This is a genomic window from Alteribacter natronophilus (assembly GCF_006007885.1).
Lineage (GTDB): Bacteria > Bacillota > Bacilli > Bacillales > Salisediminibacteriaceae > Alteribacter > Alteribacter natronophilus.
Genome location: NZ_VCRO01000001.1, coordinates 58,953 through 74,952 on the forward strand (window position 1 = coordinate 58,953; position 16,000 = coordinate 74,952).

At 48.3% G+C, this 16,000-nt stretch carries 19 protein-coding genes; 11 read left to right on the forward strand and 8 right to left on the reverse strand.

Translation table 11 applies throughout. The annotated features are described in order from the left end of the window. Window positions 1–294: 294 nt before the first annotated feature. The 3 genes from FGB90_RS00305 (at window position 295) to FGB90_RS00315 (ending at window position 2,632) form a co-directional block, all read left to right on the forward strand. On the forward strand, window positions 295–756 hold the full coding sequence (locus FGB90_RS00305) for a DUF2243 domain-containing protein (protein ID WP_138808526.1): 462 nt from the start codon (window positions 295–297) through the stop codon (window positions 754–756). Continuing rightward, on the forward strand, window positions 756–1,556 hold the full coding sequence (locus tag FGB90_RS00310) for a cytochrome c oxidase assembly protein (protein ID WP_138808528.1): 801 nt from the start codon (window positions 756–758) through the stop codon (window positions 1,554–1,556). The genes FGB90_RS00305 and FGB90_RS00310 overlap by 1 nt, the downstream gene beginning before the upstream one ends. Window positions 1,557–1,813: 257 nt before the next feature. Beyond that, complete coding sequence (locus FGB90_RS00315) at window positions 1,814–2,632, forward strand: YitT family protein (protein ID WP_138808529.1); 819 nt, start codon at window positions 1,814–1,816, stop codon at window positions 2,630–2,632. A 145-nt stretch (window positions 2,633–2,777) separates the two neighbouring features. Here FGB90_RS00315 and FGB90_RS00320 read toward each other — a convergent pair whose 3' ends face one another. The 3 genes from FGB90_RS00320 to FGB90_RS00330 all read right to left on the reverse strand — a co-directional run bounded on the left by FGB90_RS00320 (window position 2,778) and on the right by FGB90_RS00330 (window position 6,865). Beyond that, entirely contained in the window at window positions 2,778–4,730 is a 1,953-nt protein-coding gene (locus FGB90_RS00320; protein ID WP_138808531.1) for an aconitate hydratase, read from the reverse strand. An 893-nt stretch (window positions 4,731–5,623) separates the two neighbouring features. Continuing rightward, window positions 5,624–6,559 (reverse strand): alpha/beta fold hydrolase, encoded by a 936-nt coding sequence (locus FGB90_RS00325; RefSeq protein ID WP_138808533.1) that lies wholly within the window; start codon window positions 6,557–6,559, stop codon window positions 5,624–5,626. A 3-nt stretch (window positions 6,560–6,562) separates the two neighbouring features. Continuing rightward, window positions 6,563–6,865, reverse strand: a complete 303-nt coding sequence (locus FGB90_RS00330) for a hypothetical protein (protein ID WP_138808535.1) — start codon at window positions 6,863–6,865, stop codon at window positions 6,563–6,565. A 208-nt stretch (window positions 6,866–7,073) separates the two neighbouring features. On the opposite strand from FGB90_RS00330, the gene FGB90_RS00335 reads away from it, so the two are divergent. The 3 genes from FGB90_RS00335 to FGB90_RS00345 all read left to right on the forward strand — a co-directional run bounded on the left by FGB90_RS00335 (window position 7,074) and on the right by FGB90_RS00345 (window position 10,331). Then, window positions 7,074–8,459, forward strand: a complete 1,386-nt coding sequence (locus FGB90_RS00335) for a cytochrome P450 (protein WP_138808537.1) — start codon at window positions 7,074–7,076, stop codon at window positions 8,457–8,459. A gap of 841 nt (window positions 8,460–9,300) precedes the next feature. After that, entirely contained in the window at window positions 9,301–9,771 is a 471-nt protein-coding gene (locus tag FGB90_RS00340; protein ID WP_138808538.1) for a hypothetical protein, read from the forward strand. A gap of 26 nt (window positions 9,772–9,797) precedes the next feature. Next, complete coding sequence (locus FGB90_RS00345) at window positions 9,798–10,331, forward strand: GNAT family N-acetyltransferase (RefSeq protein ID WP_138808540.1); 534 nt, start codon at window positions 9,798–9,800, stop codon at window positions 10,329–10,331. A 30-nt stretch (window positions 10,332–10,361) separates the two neighbouring features. Here the strand turns inward: FGB90_RS00345 and FGB90_RS00350 are convergent, their stop codons facing one another. The 3 genes from FGB90_RS00350 to FGB90_RS00360 form a co-directional block, all read right to left on the reverse strand. Beyond that, window positions 10,362–10,739, reverse strand: a complete 378-nt coding sequence (locus tag FGB90_RS00350; RefSeq protein WP_138808541.1) for a VOC family protein — start codon at window positions 10,737–10,739, stop codon at window positions 10,362–10,364. Window positions 10,740–10,869: 130 nt separating this feature from the next. After that, window positions 10,870–11,229 carry a VOC family protein gene (locus tag FGB90_RS00355; RefSeq protein WP_138808543.1) on the reverse strand — a complete coding sequence of 120 codons (360 nt, stop codon included), beginning with the start codon at window positions 11,227–11,229 and terminating at the stop codon, window positions 10,870–10,872. A gap of 107 nt (window positions 11,230–11,336) precedes the next feature. After that, on the reverse strand, window positions 11,337–12,224 hold the full coding sequence (locus FGB90_RS00360) for a DUF899 family protein (RefSeq protein WP_171051637.1): 888 nt from the start codon (window positions 12,222–12,224) through the stop codon (window positions 11,337–11,339). 750 nt (window positions 12,225–12,974) lie between these two features. Between FGB90_RS00360 and FGB90_RS19500 the strand changes: the two genes are divergently transcribed. Beyond that, window positions 12,975–13,133 carry a hypothetical protein gene (locus FGB90_RS19500; protein ID WP_171051638.1) on the forward strand — a complete coding sequence of 53 codons (159 nt, stop codon included), beginning with the start codon at window positions 12,975–12,977 and terminating at the stop codon, window positions 13,131–13,133. A 67-nt stretch (window positions 13,134–13,200) separates the two neighbouring features. Here FGB90_RS19500 and FGB90_RS19505 read toward each other — a convergent pair whose 3' ends face one another. Together FGB90_RS19505 and FGB90_RS00365 are read right to left on the reverse strand one after the other, a co-directional pair. Further along, complete coding sequence (locus FGB90_RS19505; RefSeq protein ID WP_171051639.1) at window positions 13,201–13,371, reverse strand: hypothetical protein; 171 nt, start codon at window positions 13,369–13,371, stop codon at window positions 13,201–13,203. A 54-nt stretch (window positions 13,372–13,425) separates the two neighbouring features. Beyond that, complete coding sequence (locus FGB90_RS00365) at window positions 13,426–13,650, reverse strand: hypothetical protein (protein ID WP_138808546.1); 225 nt, start codon at window positions 13,648–13,650, stop codon at window positions 13,426–13,428. 179 nt (window positions 13,651–13,829) lie between these two features. Here FGB90_RS00365 and FGB90_RS00370 point away from each other — a divergent pair, with 179 nt between their 5' ends. The 4 genes from FGB90_RS00370 (at window position 13,830) to FGB90_RS00385 (ending at window position 15,941) form a co-directional block, all read left to right on the forward strand. Continuing rightward, entirely contained in the window at window positions 13,830–14,054 is a 225-nt protein-coding gene (locus tag FGB90_RS00370; protein ID WP_138808547.1) for a hypothetical protein, read from the forward strand. 142 nt (window positions 14,055–14,196) lie between these two features. Further along, window positions 14,197–14,721, forward strand: coding sequence for a YcxB family protein (locus FGB90_RS00375; protein WP_171051640.1), 525 nt, complete (start codon window positions 14,197–14,199; stop codon window positions 14,719–14,721). A 39-nt stretch (window positions 14,722–14,760) separates the two neighbouring features. After that, window positions 14,761–15,549, forward strand: a complete 789-nt coding sequence (locus FGB90_RS00380; RefSeq protein WP_138808550.1) for an NUDIX domain-containing protein — start codon at window positions 14,761–14,763, stop codon at window positions 15,547–15,549. Between the two features lie 83 nt (window positions 15,550–15,632). Next, window positions 15,633–15,941, forward strand: coding sequence for a hypothetical protein (locus tag FGB90_RS00385; protein ID WP_138808552.1), 309 nt, complete (start codon window positions 15,633–15,635; stop codon window positions 15,939–15,941). Window positions 15,942–16,000 lie beyond the last annotated feature (59 nt).

The window sequence follows — 16,000 nt, forward strand, 5'->3', positions numbered from 1 at the left end:
CCCCCTTTATAAGTCTTTAACTTCTTAGAACTTTTCTGCTTTTCAGTCAAAAAATAAGGTCACAAATTCTATTTACTCTTTTTATTGATTTTAACATAAATATCCATATCCTAAAGTGAATACGTCAGCTTAAAATGGCCGGTTCCTTTCTGGTTTGAAAATAACCGGGACACGAAAATGAGTCTATTTACGGTGTTAGGGCGGACTCAATCGGGGAAACACGTATAGAAACACCCTTTTTTTACCACACTGTTCGGTGAAGGCAGGGAGTTCGTGTGAGAGGATGATTGGGTCATGGAAGAGCGGTACCGCAGCCGTAATCTCTGGTCCGGAGTGCTGTTTGGCCTCGGGGCTATCGCGTTTTTTGATGAAGTTGTTTTTCACCAGCTTTTAAGATGGCATCATTTTTATGATCTTGCCACGACGGATATCGGGCTGATTTCCGACGGGCTGTTTCATGCGTTCAGCTGGTTTGCCACGATCGGCGGTTTATTTATGTTTGCCGATCTCAGGAGAAGGAAGGCTCTCCACTGGACAAGGTGGTGGGGCGGTGTTTTGACAGGGGCGGGTGCTTTTCAGCTTTACGACGGCATTATTCAGCACAAAGTGATGAGGATTCACCAGATACGCTATGTGGAAAACGTCATCTACTACGACATTGTATGGAATGTGAGTGCAGTGCTGATTCTGCTGACAGGTATTTACCTTTTAAGGAAGTCCCGTAAACAGAACGGATCACGGGCAGGTGAGGCGTAATGGACCACATGCATGTTCACGGGAGCGCACTCCCGCTTTGGCCACAGCTCCTCCTTGCTCTGCCGTTTGTCCTCCTCATTGCCGGTTACGGTCTTTGTCTGTACTTTAGTGCCCGTAAAGGCCGGACGTGGCCGGTGTGGCGGACGCTGTTCTGGTTTGCAGGCTGTGTCTTTGCCCTGGCAGCAGTGGCGGGGCCTCTGGCAGTGGAAGCTCATCACGATTTTTATGTACATATGATTACCCACCTGCTTCTCGGCATGCTCGGCCCCCTTCTGATGGTGCTCGCCGCTCCGGTAACGCTGCTTCTCCGGGCACTGCCTGTGACGGCAGCGAGGAAGGTGAGCGGAATCCTGAAATGGCGGATTGTTCACCTCCTCACCGACCCTTTTGTAGCATCGATCCTGAACATGGGAGCGCTCTGGGTGCTGTATACAACGCCGCTTTACAGTGGGATGCATGAAAGCAATGCCCTTCATGTACTGATTCATGCCCACGTCTTTATCGCAGGGTATGTGTTTACAGCTTCAATGATCTCAAAGGATCCGATGCCTCACAGACCCTCCTATCTGTACCGGAGTGTCGCCCTTGTGCTGGCTTTGGCCAGTCACGGGATTCTGTCCAAGTATCTCTACGCCAATCCACCTGCAGGAGTGCCGGCCCACCAGGCGGAGGCCGGCGGGATGCTCATGTTCTACGGCGGGGACCTGGTGGACGCGGTTATCGTGTTTCTGCTGCTGCGACAGTGGTATCACGCAGCCCGTCCAAAACCGCATAAAACCCCGCAGCCTGTAACGGGATAAGGATTCACCCTGGTCAATTTGGCCGGGGTTTTTCTGGTTGAATAGGAGTGTCGGCGGGGGATTTTCTTTACCACATAGTCGGTATGTTCAAAGATTCAAAACCTGTCAAACAAACACGGTATTTTTCTCAAGCTGAATCTTCGAATTTTTAATTCCTTTCCACTACAATCGGTCACGGGGAAAATCCAATAACGGCAAAATTCTTCGTTTATTGAAATTCCCCTTGATGGTATATCGTTAGAGAGGAGTGTGTGTATATGAACAATGTGTACCGGATTTTAATTATTTTTGTCGCTTCAATAGTTGTGGGGTTTGCTTTTAACGTGTTCCTTCTGCCTCATGAAGTACTTACTGGGGGAGTCACAGGTCTGGCTATGGTATTTGGTCTGTTGACTCCGGTAAATACAGGGTACTGGATCTTCCTCTTAAATATTCCAATCCTGATCCTTGGCTGGATGAAGCTTGGAAAAATGTTTATAGGCAACAGTATTTTCTCGGTTTTCATAACGTCTGTATCCATGCTGTACATTCCTGTTGTGCCTGTAACAAATGACGCGCTTCTGTCCTCGGTTTTCGGCGGGGTTATTGCAGGGGCTGCCATTGGTGTGATCATCCGTAACTACGGTTCAACTGGCGGCTTTGATGTGGTAAGTCTTGTCCTGATAAAGCGGTGGGATGTTCCATTAGGCGCGCTCATCTTCGCTTTAAACAGCGGGGTCGTCTTTATTTCCGGTTTCTTCTTTGCCTGGGAGCTGGCGATGTACACAATGGCTTCCATTTATATTACCGGACTGGTCATTGACCGTATTCATACCCGCCATATCAAATTGAACCTGATGGTGGTAACGACCAGGGGAGATGAACTGAAAAAGAACCTGATTGCAAACTTATACAGAGGCATCACAGTGATGGATGGAGAGGGTGCATACTCCGGAACAGGCGTTAAAGTGATGTATACGGTAATTTCACGCTATGAGCTTGCCATTGTCAGGCCCCTCATAAAAGAAGTGGATCCGAATGCGTTTGTGAGTGTAAGTGAAACGGTGGAAGTGATGGGGAACTTCAGAAGGGACTAAAACCTGAGATTAATTTGTTGGGAAGACTTTCTCAACAACGTGAAAAATGGCTCTCATTCGATGAGAGCCATTTTTCATTACCTGTGTTTCATCCGGGGTTCATTTCCATCGATCATTCTCATTTACCCGGATTCTTTCCTGCAGTTTACTCGGTTCCTTTCCTCGACTTAATCCAGTTGATCAGTCCGCCCTTCAGCATGATATCGATCTGTCTTCCTGACAGGCCGTGAAGAAGGGAGATTGATTCGCCCGAGGATTTAATCTGAGCTGTCAGTGTATCGCCGCTTTGGATCGCTTCCCGGATGTTTTCAAGATGGATGGCATCGTCCCTATTTATGAAGTCAAGGGCATCCGGATCTTTAAGCGTTAATGGAAGGATCCCGAAATTGATCAGGTTCTGCCAGTGAATTCTGGCAAAGCTTTTGGCGATTACGGCTCGGAGGCCGAGAAAGCGCGGGGCGAGGGCAGCATGCTCCCTGCTTGAGCCCTGTCCGTAATTGTGCCCGGCAGCTACGGCGTGTCCGCCTGCGTTCAGGGTGGCTCTGGCACGGTCATAATACTCTTCATCGACATTTTCAAATGTGAATTTCGAAATTTCAGCGATGTTGCTTCTGAACGGAAGAACGCGTGACCCGCCTGCCAGAATTTCATCTGTTGAAATATTATCGTTCATCCTGAGCAGGATCGGAAGTTCCATATGGTCCGGCATCTCATCCATATCAGGGATTTCTGTTATGTTTTTACTTTTGTACAGCTCGACCTTCCTGGCTTCTTCAATAGGCAGGGGTTCTTCAAGCAGCTGGACATCCACGGTTGGTGTGGCAGGCTCCTTTATTTCAGGGTATGGCTGGTCCAGTGTTCTTGGATCGGTAATCTTTCCCCGAAGAGCGGAGGCCGCTGCCGTTTCCGGACTGCACAGAAAGACGCTGTCCTCTTTTGTTCCGGAACGGCCCGGGAAGTTACGCGGGGTGGTTCTCAGACTGTTTCGTCCCGTGGCCGGGGCCTGTCCCATTCCGATACAGCCGTTGCATCCTGCCTGGTGAATCCGTCCGCCGGAAGCGATGAGACTGGTCAGATGTCCTTCGTTGATCAGATCCGTGAGAATCTGCCTGGAGGCAGGGTTAATATCAAAAGAAACGCCGCTGGCTGTTTTGCTTCCTTTGACAATCTCCGCTGCAACGGCAAAATCACGGTAGCCCGGATTCGCTGAAGAGCCGATGTAGGACTGATAAATCGGATCGTCTGCTACTTCCCGCACCGGAACTACATTGCCCGGACTGGATGGTTTGGCAATGAGCGGTTCGATTTTGTCCAGCTCGATCGTGTCATGGCGGTCGTACTCTGCTCCGCTGTCTGCTTTCAGTTCCACCCAGTCATCTTCCCTGTGCTGGGTGGCGAGGAAGCGCTTTACTTCATCGTCTGAAGGAAAGACGGATGTCGTGGCTCCGAGTTCGGCACCCATGTTGGCGATTACATGTCTGTCCATCGCATCGAGGGACTCAAGACCTTCACCGAAGTACTCGAGAATATAACCTGTTCCGCCTTTTACATCATAGCGTCTCAGCATCTCCAGGATCACATCCTTGGCGCTCACCCAGTCGGGCAGGCTGCCTTTAAGCTCAATGCCCCAGACTTTCGGCATTTTAAGGTAGATCGGCTCCCCTGCTATGGCCATAGCCACATCGATTCCTCCTGCACCGATAGCAAGCATCCCCATACAGCCGTTAGCACACGTATGGCTGTCCGATCCGAGGAGCGTTTTTCCCGGAACGGCAATCCGCTGCATATGAACCGGGTGGCTTACTCCGTTTCCGGCCTGGCTGTAATACATTCCGAACCTGCGGGTTGCGCTCTGGAGGAATAAGTGATCATCCGGGTTCTTACTGTCGGACTGAATAATGTTATGGTCCACGTACTGGGCAGACGCCTCTGTCTGTGCACGATCAAGCCCCATCGCTTCCAGTTCAAGCATCACCAGCGTTCCTGTGGCGTCCTGGGTAAGTGTCTGATCAATTTTAATAGCGATTTCCTCATCCGGCTCCATGTTACCGGATATTAAATGAGAGCGGATTAGTTTCCGGGTTACATTTTCTTTCATCCTGATTCGCCTCCTGTATTCTGCGTTACATCCAGCCGTGTTCGACTATTTTTGTGAAACGCCTGGTGGTAATGGGTGCCCGTAAATAAATATACACACTACTTTGGCAATTTCACTTGAGAGGCAAGTGTAAACCTGTAATTTACATAATTTGCTTTTCTTTTGATGGCTTCTGTGACTGAACGCGGCTGGCAGCAGAAAAGTCTAAGCTTCTGCCTATATAGAGGGCAGTTTTTATTTAATAGAATTTACCGGGGAAAAGAAGGTTCTGGATTCTTTTGTCTAATTGTATGAGATGAAAATATAAATATGGAGTAGTGATGTGCTGACCAGGAGTTTGTAAATAGGCTCGGGTGTTGAAAAAGTAGATTGAAATGGGGTGACAGGAATGCTGGCACAATTATTATTAGGTGTTTATTTTGCTTCAAAGGGAATGTATCGGCTTTTTTCAAAGAAACCTGATTTACTGCCGGGATTAACCAGATGTGCCTCGGAAGAAGCGAGGACCGTATACTTTAAAAAAACGGGTAAGGTTTATATCATTGTTGGTATATTAATGATTACGATGGGACAAGTAGATTACTGGTATAGTCCGGAGCCTTTATATTATATATTGATCTATATATTTTCCGGAGCGGGATGCATAGCATTGTTACTGTACTTCAATAAAAGGTATTTAGGTGTTTATTTACCGCGCTAACTATGTATCACTCGCTGGGAAGGAAGCAGCTGTCGCTCCTAAACTGACTGCGCGGGTTAGTTCAATAAAAATTACAAAATAACAGGCTCGAAGATTACTTCGGGCCTGTTTTGTATTGTGAATTATTCTGTGGATATGAATGTTTCGTTTATTGAGAGGTTCGATTTTGCCTTAAAAAGTCTCTCACACATTATTAGAGGCGAGAGGAACGTTCACTGAGCCATTCGGTTAACTCAGGCGGAAGCGTACCTGCAACGGCGAGAGTGATGTGGCCTCCTTGGAAGGTGACGTTGCGCGGATCCCGGCTCCTGGTTAAATTCATAACAGGGAGGGAGGATTCTATCGGCACGATCGTATCCTTGGTCCCTGTTACAAGAAGGAGCGGGGACCGGACCTTTTTAAGATTGACGCGTCTGCCGGCCAGGGCGAAGGTGTTAGTGACAAGGCGGTTATGAAAAACCAGATCCCCGATCACCTGGGAGAGAGCTTCACCGGAAAACGGAACCGAGTCGTGAAGCCAGCGCTGGACGAGGGCCTGTTTTTCGCTGACCGGCTTTGCCTTTCTGTCGGCAGAGGATGGGAACAGGCTAGCTAGTGTGCGGCTGACAACAGGCGCCGGGATCATACCCATCGTTTTGACGGCCGCTTTGAGCCGTAAAGGATTTCCTTTAAATGCCTCCGTCCAGGATTCTGCTCCGGGAAGCCTGGAAAAGTCCACAGGAGGGGCAAACAAGACCAGGCTTTGTGGCGGATTGGGCGAAACAGCTGCGTGAATGAGCGCCATAGTGCCGCCGAGGCAGTATCCGGCACTGATGACATTCTCAGAACCCGAGTGAATCCGGGTCCGGCGAAGCCCTCTTTCAATATATGTCAGGATGTAATCCTCGAGGCTGATATCCTTATCCTCGTAGCCGCAGATGCCGAAGTCGAGGAGATAGACATCGTAGCCTTCCCGGGTAAGGCAGCTGATCATGCTCATGTCTGGCGCAAGGTCTAAAATGTACGGTCTGTTTACCAGGGAGTAGACGAGGAAGAGAGGCGTACGGTATTTCCGGGAAGGTGACGGGTAATACCAGAGCACGTTCTTGTTGAGCTTCCAGACAGCCTGTCTTGGTGTAACGGCGTTCACGGGTTACCGGTCCTTTCTTTTTTTGCCGTTATCTTTCTTCAGGCAGTCCAGTTTTTCTAGTTTCTCTTCCAGGGCATCGACTTTTTCCTCTACCTGCCGGATCAGTGCCGCGAGGGCTGCGAGATCTTTTTTTGTAGGGACCTTCAGCTCCATGAGTTTCCGGTATTCTTCGAGTCTGTTCCGCAGTTCCTCCGGCATCAGGGCCTCCCTGAGGGGAGCCTTCACCTTCTTCTTATGTGATTTGAGCTTCTCCTCTGTCAGGTTTGATAACTCCATCATCCTGAGCAGAATCTCTTTTTTATCCATGGGTTGTTCTCCTTTCGTATAATCACTCTATTTACTCTATTCGGCAGTGCTGAAATGGCGTGGACACTGAGGAAAGAGGGGCTTTTACCTCCGGAATGAAAGACCAGTTTCTATCAGAATGGTACATGCGTACAGGCTGTACCGGGGTTTGTTCATAGAGTATAGGGTGAGATTCTGCTATTTAGAAAAGAGGAGAGGAAACATCACCATGACAAACAGAAAAGAATTACACCCCGGGCGGCCTCCGGGGCCGAATGGCACCTGGTTTAAAGGGTCCCTCAATGAGTTCAAAAAAGACCCGCTCGCTTTTCTCAGAACACAGGCGGAGACGTTCGGACCTGTCAGTTCGTTCCGGCTGGGACCGTCTCAGAGGTTCCATCTTGTAAACGAACCGGAACTTATCAGCGCTGTTTTTGCCGACAAGGAAAAACGGCTCGTAAAGTCCCGGGACATCCAGTCACTGAAGGCAATCGTGGGAGAGGGGCTGCTGACGAGCGAAAAAGCCTTTCACCTTAAACAGAGAAGGATGATCCAGCCTGCATTCAGACATACGCACATTGCAAAATACGGCGAGGAAATGACAGAGGTGACGGCCCAGATCATCCGGAGCTGGGAAGGGAAAACAGAAATCAACATAGCTGACGAGATGATGGACATCACCCTGGCGATCATTGCAAAGACGATGTTCAGCATGGATTTTGAAGAAGGATCGCGCATTATCGGTAAACCGATGGAGACGATTATGAAGCTCGGAATCAGGCGGATGCGCAGCCCGTTCAACCTGCCGCTCTGGGTTCCGGTCCGTGACAACCGCCGGCTGAAAGGAGCCGTCGAGGAGCTGGACCGCGTCATTTACAGGATCATTGAGACGAGAAAACGTTCCGGTGAGAATCACGAAGATCTCCTCGGGATCCTGATGCAGGCAAAAGAAGACGGAAAAGGGCTGACGGATCGCCAGCTGCGAGACGAGCTTATGACCATCTTTCTTGCGGGCCATGAAACAACCGCCAATCTCCTTGCCTGGACCTTTTACCTTCTCGGTCAGCACCCGGAGGAACAGGAGAAGCTCCACCGGGAAATCGACAGGGTTACGGGAGATGGAGTGGTGAACGCAGCTCACTTTATGAGTTTCAGCGCTCTGAAAAACGCCGTCTGGGAATCGATGCGGCTGTACCCGCCCGCCTACGTGGTTGGCAGACAGGCGGAAACCGATCTGGAGCTTGGAGGATACCGGATTAAAAAGGGGGACACGATTCTCCTCAGTCAGTACGTGATGCACCGGAACGCTTCCTATTTTTCGGAGCCTGACAGGTTTGACCCGGACCGGTTCAGTGGCGGATTTATGAAGTCCCTTCCTGCCGGGGCGTATTTCCCTTTCGGCGGCGGTGCGCGAATCTGTATCGGCAATCACTTTTCCCTGATGGAAGCCGTGCTTGTGCTTGCTGTGATCCTGAAGCAGTACCGGGTGAGTCCGTCTGACCGGGGTCCGGCGGTGAAGCCCCAGCCACTCATTACCCTTCGTCCGAAGTACGGCCTGCTTATGAACCTTCACGCCAGAAGCGGGGAAAATGGGGAGGAAGGTTCTTCGAAGTAGCTGGCAGAAGGAGGAGTCGGGATGCCTTTGAGGTTGAATCGTATTAAAACGGGGCGGGGGCAGAGGAGTTATGATGCGATAAAGGGTGAATCGTATTAAAACGGAGTGGGGGCAGAGGAGTTATGATGCGATAAAGGGTGAATCGTATTAAAACCGAGCAGCGTCAGAGGAGTTATGATGCAATAAAGCCCGAATCGTATTAAAACGGAGTGGCGGCAGAGGAGTTATGATGCAATAAAGGCCGAATCGTATTAAAACGGGTCGGCGTCAGAGGAGTTATGATGCGATAGAGCCCGAATCGTATTAAAACAGAGTGGCGTCAGAGGAGTTATGATGCGATAAAGCCTGAATCGTATTAAAACAAAGTGGCGTCAGAGGAGTTATGATGCAATAAAGGCCGAATCGTATTAAAACGGGTCGGCGTCAGAGGAGTTATGATGCGATAGAGCCCGAATCGTATTAAAACAAAGTGGCGTCAGAGGAGTTATGATGCAATAAAGGCCGAATCGTATTAAAACGGGGCGGCGTCAGAGGAGTTATGATGCGATAAAGCCTGAATCGAATTAAAACAAAGTGGCGTCAGAGGAGTTATGATGAGAGAAAGCCCGAGTCGTATCAAAACTGAGAAAAGTGAATGAGAGATGATGCGACTTCCAGGAACCCGGCACATCCTTCCACTTCAAAATCTCTTACACTCATAAAAAACCTTGAATGAAACTGAGAGTAGACATATGATGGAAAAAGAAGGATAAACGTCTCTGTGCCCCAGACGCTAAGGAATATTTTCGGGATTCGCCCGACAGGGACGGATCCCGATTTCTTTTTTTAGGAGAGTGCAGCTATGGAAAAACTGAAGAAGCGGCTGTTTTACCTGTTTACAGGTGAACTGGCTTCTGCCTGTGTGTTTACTCTTGTATATATATATTTTGTTCAGGCGTTTGGAACCTATGGCAGTACCGGGCTTCTTTTTTCGTTATTTATCCTTGTTTTCATTCTCATCCAGGGCGGGCTGTACTGGTATGTAAAATGGCAGGTGGCTAAAGGAAAAAAGCAGGTACCGGGACCGCAGTTCCGCCGGATTCTGGCTGCCGCCAGGAAAGTGAATCAGATTCTGCTCATCGCCGGTGCAGTCCTGATCGTTGCAGAGTTCATCTGGCTGGATAAAACAGTGCCGATCGCGCTTGCAGTGACAGGAGTCTACGGATTTGCCGTAATCGAGTACATAAACTATTACCACGTTCAGCTTACAAACTACCGGGGCGGGCGTTGGAAGCGCTCGTCCATAGCAAGGGAACTGGGGCGCAGCAGATAGAGAGAAAACAGGAGAGTGAGCAGGCAATGTACTCGTATGATTTGTTTGAAAACAGTATGGAAGATGAGCTGATGGATTTTATGACCGGCAGCAGGTGGCCGTTTCACGGTGAAGAGGAGCCGGTGGCGGAGGATATAAGGAAGCGGATAGAGGAAGATGTGTATACAAGCGAGGGAAACCTCACGTACTGGATTACAGCGGAAAGCGGAGAGAAAGTCGGGCTCATCCGGGTATTTGATCTGGACGACCCGATCTGTCTGTTTGATATCCGTATAAAAGAAAACTGGCGCGGCAGGGGTGCCGGTCGTGCGGCAGTGGAATGGCTCACCGACCGGCTGTTTCGTGATTTTCCCGAACTGATCCGTATTGAAGGGCACACCCGCTCGGACAATGTGGCCATGCGCAGGACGTTTGCCACAGGCGGCTACGTGAAGGAAATGTACACGCGTCAATCGTGGCCCCAGGGCGGAAAGCTCTATGATGCTGTCGGGTATGCGGTGATCCGGGCAGACTGGGAAAACGGGACGGTGACGAAGGTGGAGGATGAGCTGGAATATTAACGTTTTAATAGTTTTTTTCAGTTGGCCCAATTATGTGGAAGTGATCCGCCAGTAGTAGCCGTCAGGGTCTGTAATCCTGAAATCGGTACTGCCCCAGGGCCTTTTAGCCAGGGGAGCGGAAGGATCCACTCCTTTTGAGAGAACATGTTTGTAAAACCCGTCGATGTCGTCCGACTCGAGGACAAGTTCAACCCCGATTCCCCAGCGTTCCTGGGGATTTTCTGCCTTAAGCGGGTGGCGATCGTCCAGTCCGTCCATCAGACCAAGTCCCAGAACAGCACTGCCGCTCTGAAGGGAAACATAGTGTGAACTCAGGTTGTCCGGACACTGAAAGCGAAGGATTTCACTGTAAAACTTTACGGATTCTTTCAGATCGGCTACAAAAAGTTCGACTCGAAGTTTCATCATGATCCTCCCGGGTGGAAAGTGATCTATCTGAAAGCTACCCTATTTCAATCGGGAACCAATTATGTCATATGTCGATTTTTATGCTCCCCGATTCAAAGAAAAACGGCCGGACAATTCTGTCCTGGCCGCTTTATTCGTCAAAATGGCACACGCCGAGCACGTGGCCGTCAGGGTCTTTAAATTCAAATGAGCGTACGGTCCCGTATTCCATGATTGGGCTTGTCCTAACGGCGCTTTTGTTCAGCCGCGTGCGGACCTCCTCGATGTTTTCACCGAAAAAGTTAAACACCGGGTGGGGGGAAGGGTAGACGTGATCCGACTGAACGAGGGTGAGTGGTGTTTCCCCACCTGTATCAAGAGCGGCGTAACCTCCCTCCTTTTCGTGCCAGCGGACGGTGAGTCCAAGCGTTTCCGTGTACCAGGCAAGCGACTGATCGATGTTTTTAACCTGGAGAAAGACGGTGTCAATCCGTTTAAACAGCTCTGTCATAAGTGGTCAGCTCCTTTTATGTTGAGTCAGACAGTTCGTGCTTCTAAAGCTTTTTAAATTGTCCGGTTTAGTATATCAAATGATGGGTTCCCGGATGAAGCTCCTGCTTATTTTTCAAACAGATGAAACCGGAGTCCGTACGGATCTTTCACCAGCATGCTCGTATCGCTGTACGTTTTCTCGATTTCACAGCCGTTTTCAACGAGGCGCTGCTTCATTTTCCCCGTGTCTGCTGCGGCAAACTCGAAGTAGACGGCGTCGCCTTCTTTTTTTTCCATGTAAAAGGTGGTTGAGCCGCTCTGGAATACGATCTCCCCGGGTTTGTCCTGTATGAGCGTCATGCCGAGGACGTGCTCGTAAAAGCGGGCAGCATTTTCCGGCTCGCGGATCTGGACGGCTACGTTCCCCGTCATGTGCAGCTCGCCGTGTGTTTTTGCAGGGTCAAAATCGCTCCGTCCACCAGGCAGAAGGTCAAGAAGATGCCACACAGAGCAAAAGTCGTCTCCGGGGCCGAACATAGCCTGGTTTGTGTGAACAATGCGGCCGTCACCGGTTTTCTGAAACACGGATACGCCGGGATAGAACAGGTCGTCCACCTGAAAGCCCAGGTCGCTTCTGAGCGGTGTATCCCCGTCCGAAACCAGCGGAAACGTCCACCCGCGCTCGGCACGGAGACTGTCCAGTGTATCAGGCGGATCCGGTGTGGCAACGGCAAAGGCTGCCTTTTGACTTAGATGCGGATAAATTCCGTTAAAGCCGTCGGACCAGAGGCTGCAGTAGCTGCACCGCTTGCCCATGTGATGAATCAGGATCAGTTCGTTTTTATCCTCAAAGAGATCCTCAAGAGTGACCCGTTCATTCTGATGGGTGAGAAATGCAGCGTTTTCCACCTCTTTTTGCGGCTGGGTCCGTCGAAGCTGTGCCAGCTCGTTTTTCTTCTGCTGGATTTCACGCTCGAGGCGGGTAATCTGTTCGGTAAGTTCCTTCGTGTGCATCGTCATCCTCCTTTTTATCTGAATTTTCCATTATCTATATATAGAGTAGAAGAAGGGAGGGGAAAAAAGCAAGAATAATATGGTAATGTTTAATTGGAGTTTGCGGGTGAGTGGGGTTTTAAACGCCGAAAGCTGCCGATATAGGGTGATAAGAAGCAGGTAAATGGGTGTCAAATGTGAGGTGTCGAAAATATAGGATGATAAGACGCGGGTAAATGGGTGCAAAATGTAAGGTGCCAAAAATATAGGGTGATAAGACGCGGGTAAATGGGTGTCAAATGTGAGGTGCCTAAAATACAGGGTGATAAGACGGGTAAATGGGTGCCAAATGTGAGGTGCCATAAATATAGGGTGATAAGAAGCAGGTAAATGGGTGTCAAACGTGAGGTGCCATAAATATAGGGTGATAAGAAGCAGGTAAATGGGTGCCAAATGTGAGGTGCCTAAAATACAGGGTGATAAGACGCGGGTAAATGGGTGCCAAATGTGAGGTGCCTAAAATACAGGGTAATTAGAAGTGAGTAAATGGGTGTCAAACGTGGGATGCCGAAAATATAGGGTGATAAGAAGGAGTAAATGTGTGTCAAACGTGGGATGCCGAAAATATAGGATGATAAGGAGCAGGTAAATGGGTGTCAAATGTGAGGTGCCGAAAATATAGGATGATAAGAAGGGGTACAAGGGTGTCAAACATGAGTCCACAGTTTTAACTGCAGCGATTCTGTTTTTTGCCGTGGACGAGGTGCTCCGGTGCCCGCTTTTAAAACGGATGAAGGGCACGTGCTGCCTAAAGGGGAAAATGGTGCTGAATGGGGGTACATAACTAAAAAAGAGCGGTCTGTTCTCGAACAGGGCCGCTCTTTTTCTATAGGATCCAAAAAGGGGGAAACGGATCTGGCTTCATCATAACTCGAAGGACTCTGAAAGTGGGACAATTTACGAGTTCTTTACGGAAACGTAAAACTCTTAAACCGGCTTACAGAAAATAAAACCATAGGAGCCAGAGTCCGCCTATCAGTCCGAGCAGGCCATAGATTGCGGAGCGGCGCTGGCTCCTGGATTTATTTCGTCTTGCGCGTTTGTGTTCCATGTAGTGGCTTTCTCTTTTACCGTCGTCGTGATTTTTGTGCATCCCTGAGTGATCCATCGCCATCCCTCGTTTCAATATTATTACTTTATTCTACCATTATTGGAACCGGGTTTACGGATGAATCGCACCCTGGACGAGAAACCACATCACAGCGAGGACAGCAGTCAGCCCGATGATGGACAGGTAGGCCGGCATACGGTGGGCGTAAGGGCTTTCGTAGGGAGCGCTGGTGCGTGCTTTCTGGATAGGAGAACGATGTCGGCGATTAGTTCGGCGGGCAGCGTGACGGTACGTTTGTCTTGTGATGGGAAGATGGCGGTGTGTCTGTGTATTCATCTGGCGGCCTCCTTTATCGATGGTATTTGACACGCCTAATGTATGCAGGGATCACCGGTTTTAGAGCATGTATATGGAACTTTTTTCAAAGATAGGGAGATAGTCTGGGGGAATTTTACAGACGAGGCGGCAGAAGTCATGTACAATAAGTACTGGAAAGTTGGAGGGAGGACTGAAAATTGAAGTATGTGTTATATGCACTTGCGGGTGCGGTGCTTTTTGTCGTGGTGTATGTGGTTTATAGTATTTTTAACTATTACTTATCCAGCTATCTTGATTATTTTATTTACCCTGTATACTTTTTTGCGGGTCTGATCGAATGGATGACCTGGTTTGTGCTGCCATGGATTGGGCTGTACTGGTTCATCCGGTTTGTTAAAAATCAGCAGGTCAATAAAGCCTGAGAGAGCAGATGAATACATATTTAAGTGGTGAGTTTACTGATCGGGGAGGGCAATGATCAAGGCTTACTTACACCACCAGGTTAATATTAACCAGAAAAGCCATTCACGGGCATGTAAAATAACGAGTATTAGGAGTGGAATTTTGAGTACGCTGTTCGAAAATAAGGAATTGGAATTTGGCGGAGAGCTGACGAAGAAAGAATTCAAACAGTACAACTTATACGTGACTAAAAAAGAAAGGTACAGATTGTTTTTTACAGCGATTCTGATCGGGTTTGTCTGCTACCAGCTGATCGTGCCTGATATCCAGCTGATTACTTCGGTAATGATTGCGCTGGCGCTTGCTTTTCTGATGATCCCGATTACACGCATGCTCAGTAATTATAAAGCAGAAAAAGAGTTCAACAGTGACCAGTTAATACAGAACCATATTTCCTATTCGGCAGATCACGAAGGAATTAAACAAAGGATAAAAAAATCGCATTCCCACTATGAATGGGCTGACATTTTAACCGCATTCGAGCACAGCGATATGTTCCGGCTGCAGCTGTCGGAACGGAAAGCGATCGTCCTCCCGAAAAGATACTTTGAAAACGAAAAAGAAGTGGAAGCGTTTAAGGAACTCGTAAAGGAGCAGCTGCCGTCAGATAAAATAAAGTTCATGTGATGATAGATCCTGAATAATTGGAAAGGGGAGGCTGGAAAAATGATATACAGAAGAAAAACGTATAAGATCAAGCCTGAAAAGCTGACCGATTTTAATGATTTTTTTCACACTTATCTCTATCCAAATCAGATTAAACACGGTGCAAAATTGACAGGCCGCTGGGTAAATGAGGGGAAAGACGAGATTTCAGCTATATGGGAGTACAGAAGTACTGAACACTATGAAAGCATTGAAAAGCAGATCAGGAACAGTGATCTGCACAAAAAAGCAGAAGAAAAAAGAGAAGAATCCGGTGAACTTTACATAGAAGCTAAACAGGATTTCCTGTCTTCAACGGCTCCTTATCACTCTGCATACCTTTCCCCTAAACATACAATGTCAGTAAGTGGATACATAACAAATCAGGAGGGCGAAGTACTGCTCGTCAGGAACTTCCACCGTTCTGATACGATGGAAATGCCGGGTGGTCAGGTTGAGGAAGATGAGACACTGGAAGAAGCTGTTCACCGTGAGATTTTTGAAGAAACAGGAGTAAAGGTCCGTTTACTTGGTATAACCGGTATTTATCAAAACGTAACCCGCGGCGTAACCTGCGTTGTTTTCAGAGGGGAGTACGAGTCCGGTAAACCGGAAACCGCCGAAAATGAAACATCGGAAGTTTGTTTTACTAAGCTCAATGAAAAAAATATCAGTGAATACATTACCAGAGAGCAGTTCAGAAGCAGAACTCTCGATGCGATGGAAGCAAACTACCTGCCCTACGAAGCATTTAAAGTAAGACCATACGAATTACTCAGCAGATTTGAAGTAAAAAGAGAGGATCGTTAACCTGTATTTTACAAACGGGCAGCCGTTCTTCATTCCCGCAGTCAGGAAGCTGAGTCATATTCACGATAAAAAAGGAGATAGATATGGAAAGTTTATTCGCAACTATTCTGCCACTCATCACCCAGGCGTTATCTATTTTACTCATCGTACTACTAATAGCAGGAAGCTATGTATGCTGGAAGAAATCATTTAAGGAAGGTGCACTCTTTTTCATCGTCGTCCTTATACATGAAGCTTTCATGTATGTCAGCAGCCATTATTTATTTTATTATGTATTGCCTTCTCTGGTAAGTTTTATATCCTCATCGCTAATGCTGCTTGCGTTTGTGGTTTTACTGGTCGGCATTGTTCGCTTATATAACAGTAATTCAAGAACTGCCATCGAAAGTTGATTAACGCTGGTTCAAAACCCTGCTGAAGGCACGAAGAAGAATATTCTCCGTGCCTTTTT

Coding starts and splice junctions, on each gene's coding strand:
- FGB90_RS00365 (WP_138808546.1), bottom strand. CDS start 13,650: ATGAATACACAGACACACCGCCATCTTCCCATCACAAGACAAACGTAC.
- FGB90_RS00345 (WP_138808540.1), top strand. CDS start 9,798: ATGTACTCGTATGATTTGTTTGAAAACAGTATGGAAGATGAGCTGATG.
- FGB90_RS00315 (WP_138808529.1), top strand. CDS start 1,814: ATGAACAATGTGTACCGGATTTTAATTATTTTTGTCGCTTCAATAGTT.
- FGB90_RS00350 (WP_138808541.1), bottom strand. CDS start 10,739: ATGATGAAACTTCGAGTCGAACTTTTTGTAGCCGATCTGAAAGAATCC.
- FGB90_RS00335 (WP_138808537.1), top strand. CDS start 7,074: ATGACAAACAGAAAAGAATTACACCCCGGGCGGCCTCCGGGGCCGAAT.
- FGB90_RS00305 (WP_138808526.1), top strand. CDS start 295: ATGGAAGAGCGGTACCGCAGCCGTAATCTCTGGTCCGGAGTGCTGTTT.
- FGB90_RS00310 (WP_138808528.1), top strand. CDS start 756: ATGGACCACATGCATGTTCACGGGAGCGCACTCCCGCTTTGGCCACAG.
- FGB90_RS00340 (WP_138808538.1), top strand. CDS start 9,301: ATGGAAAAACTGAAGAAGCGGCTGTTTTACCTGTTTACAGGTGAACTG.
- FGB90_RS00380 (WP_138808550.1), top strand. CDS start 14,761: ATGATATACAGAAGAAAAACGTATAAGATCAAGCCTGAAAAGCTGACC.
- FGB90_RS00385 (WP_138808552.1), top strand. CDS start 15,633: ATGGAAAGTTTATTCGCAACTATTCTGCCACTCATCACCCAGGCGTTA.
- FGB90_RS00320 (WP_138808531.1), bottom strand. CDS start 4,730: ATGAAAGAAAATGTAACCCGGAAACTAATCCGCTCTCATTTAATATCC.
- FGB90_RS00360 (WP_171051637.1), bottom strand. CDS start 12,224: ATGCACACGAAGGAACTTACCGAACAGATTACCCGCCTCGAGCGTGAA.
- FGB90_RS00330 (WP_138808535.1), bottom strand. CDS start 6,865: ATGGATAAAAAAGAGATTCTGCTCAGGATGATGGAGTTATCAAACCTG.
- FGB90_RS00355 (WP_138808543.1), bottom strand. CDS start 11,229: ATGACAGAGCTGTTTAAACGGATTGACACCGTCTTTCTCCAGGTTAAA.
- FGB90_RS19505 (WP_171051639.1), bottom strand. CDS start 13,371: ATGGATCACTCAGGGATGCACAAAAATCACGACGACGGTAAAAGAGAA.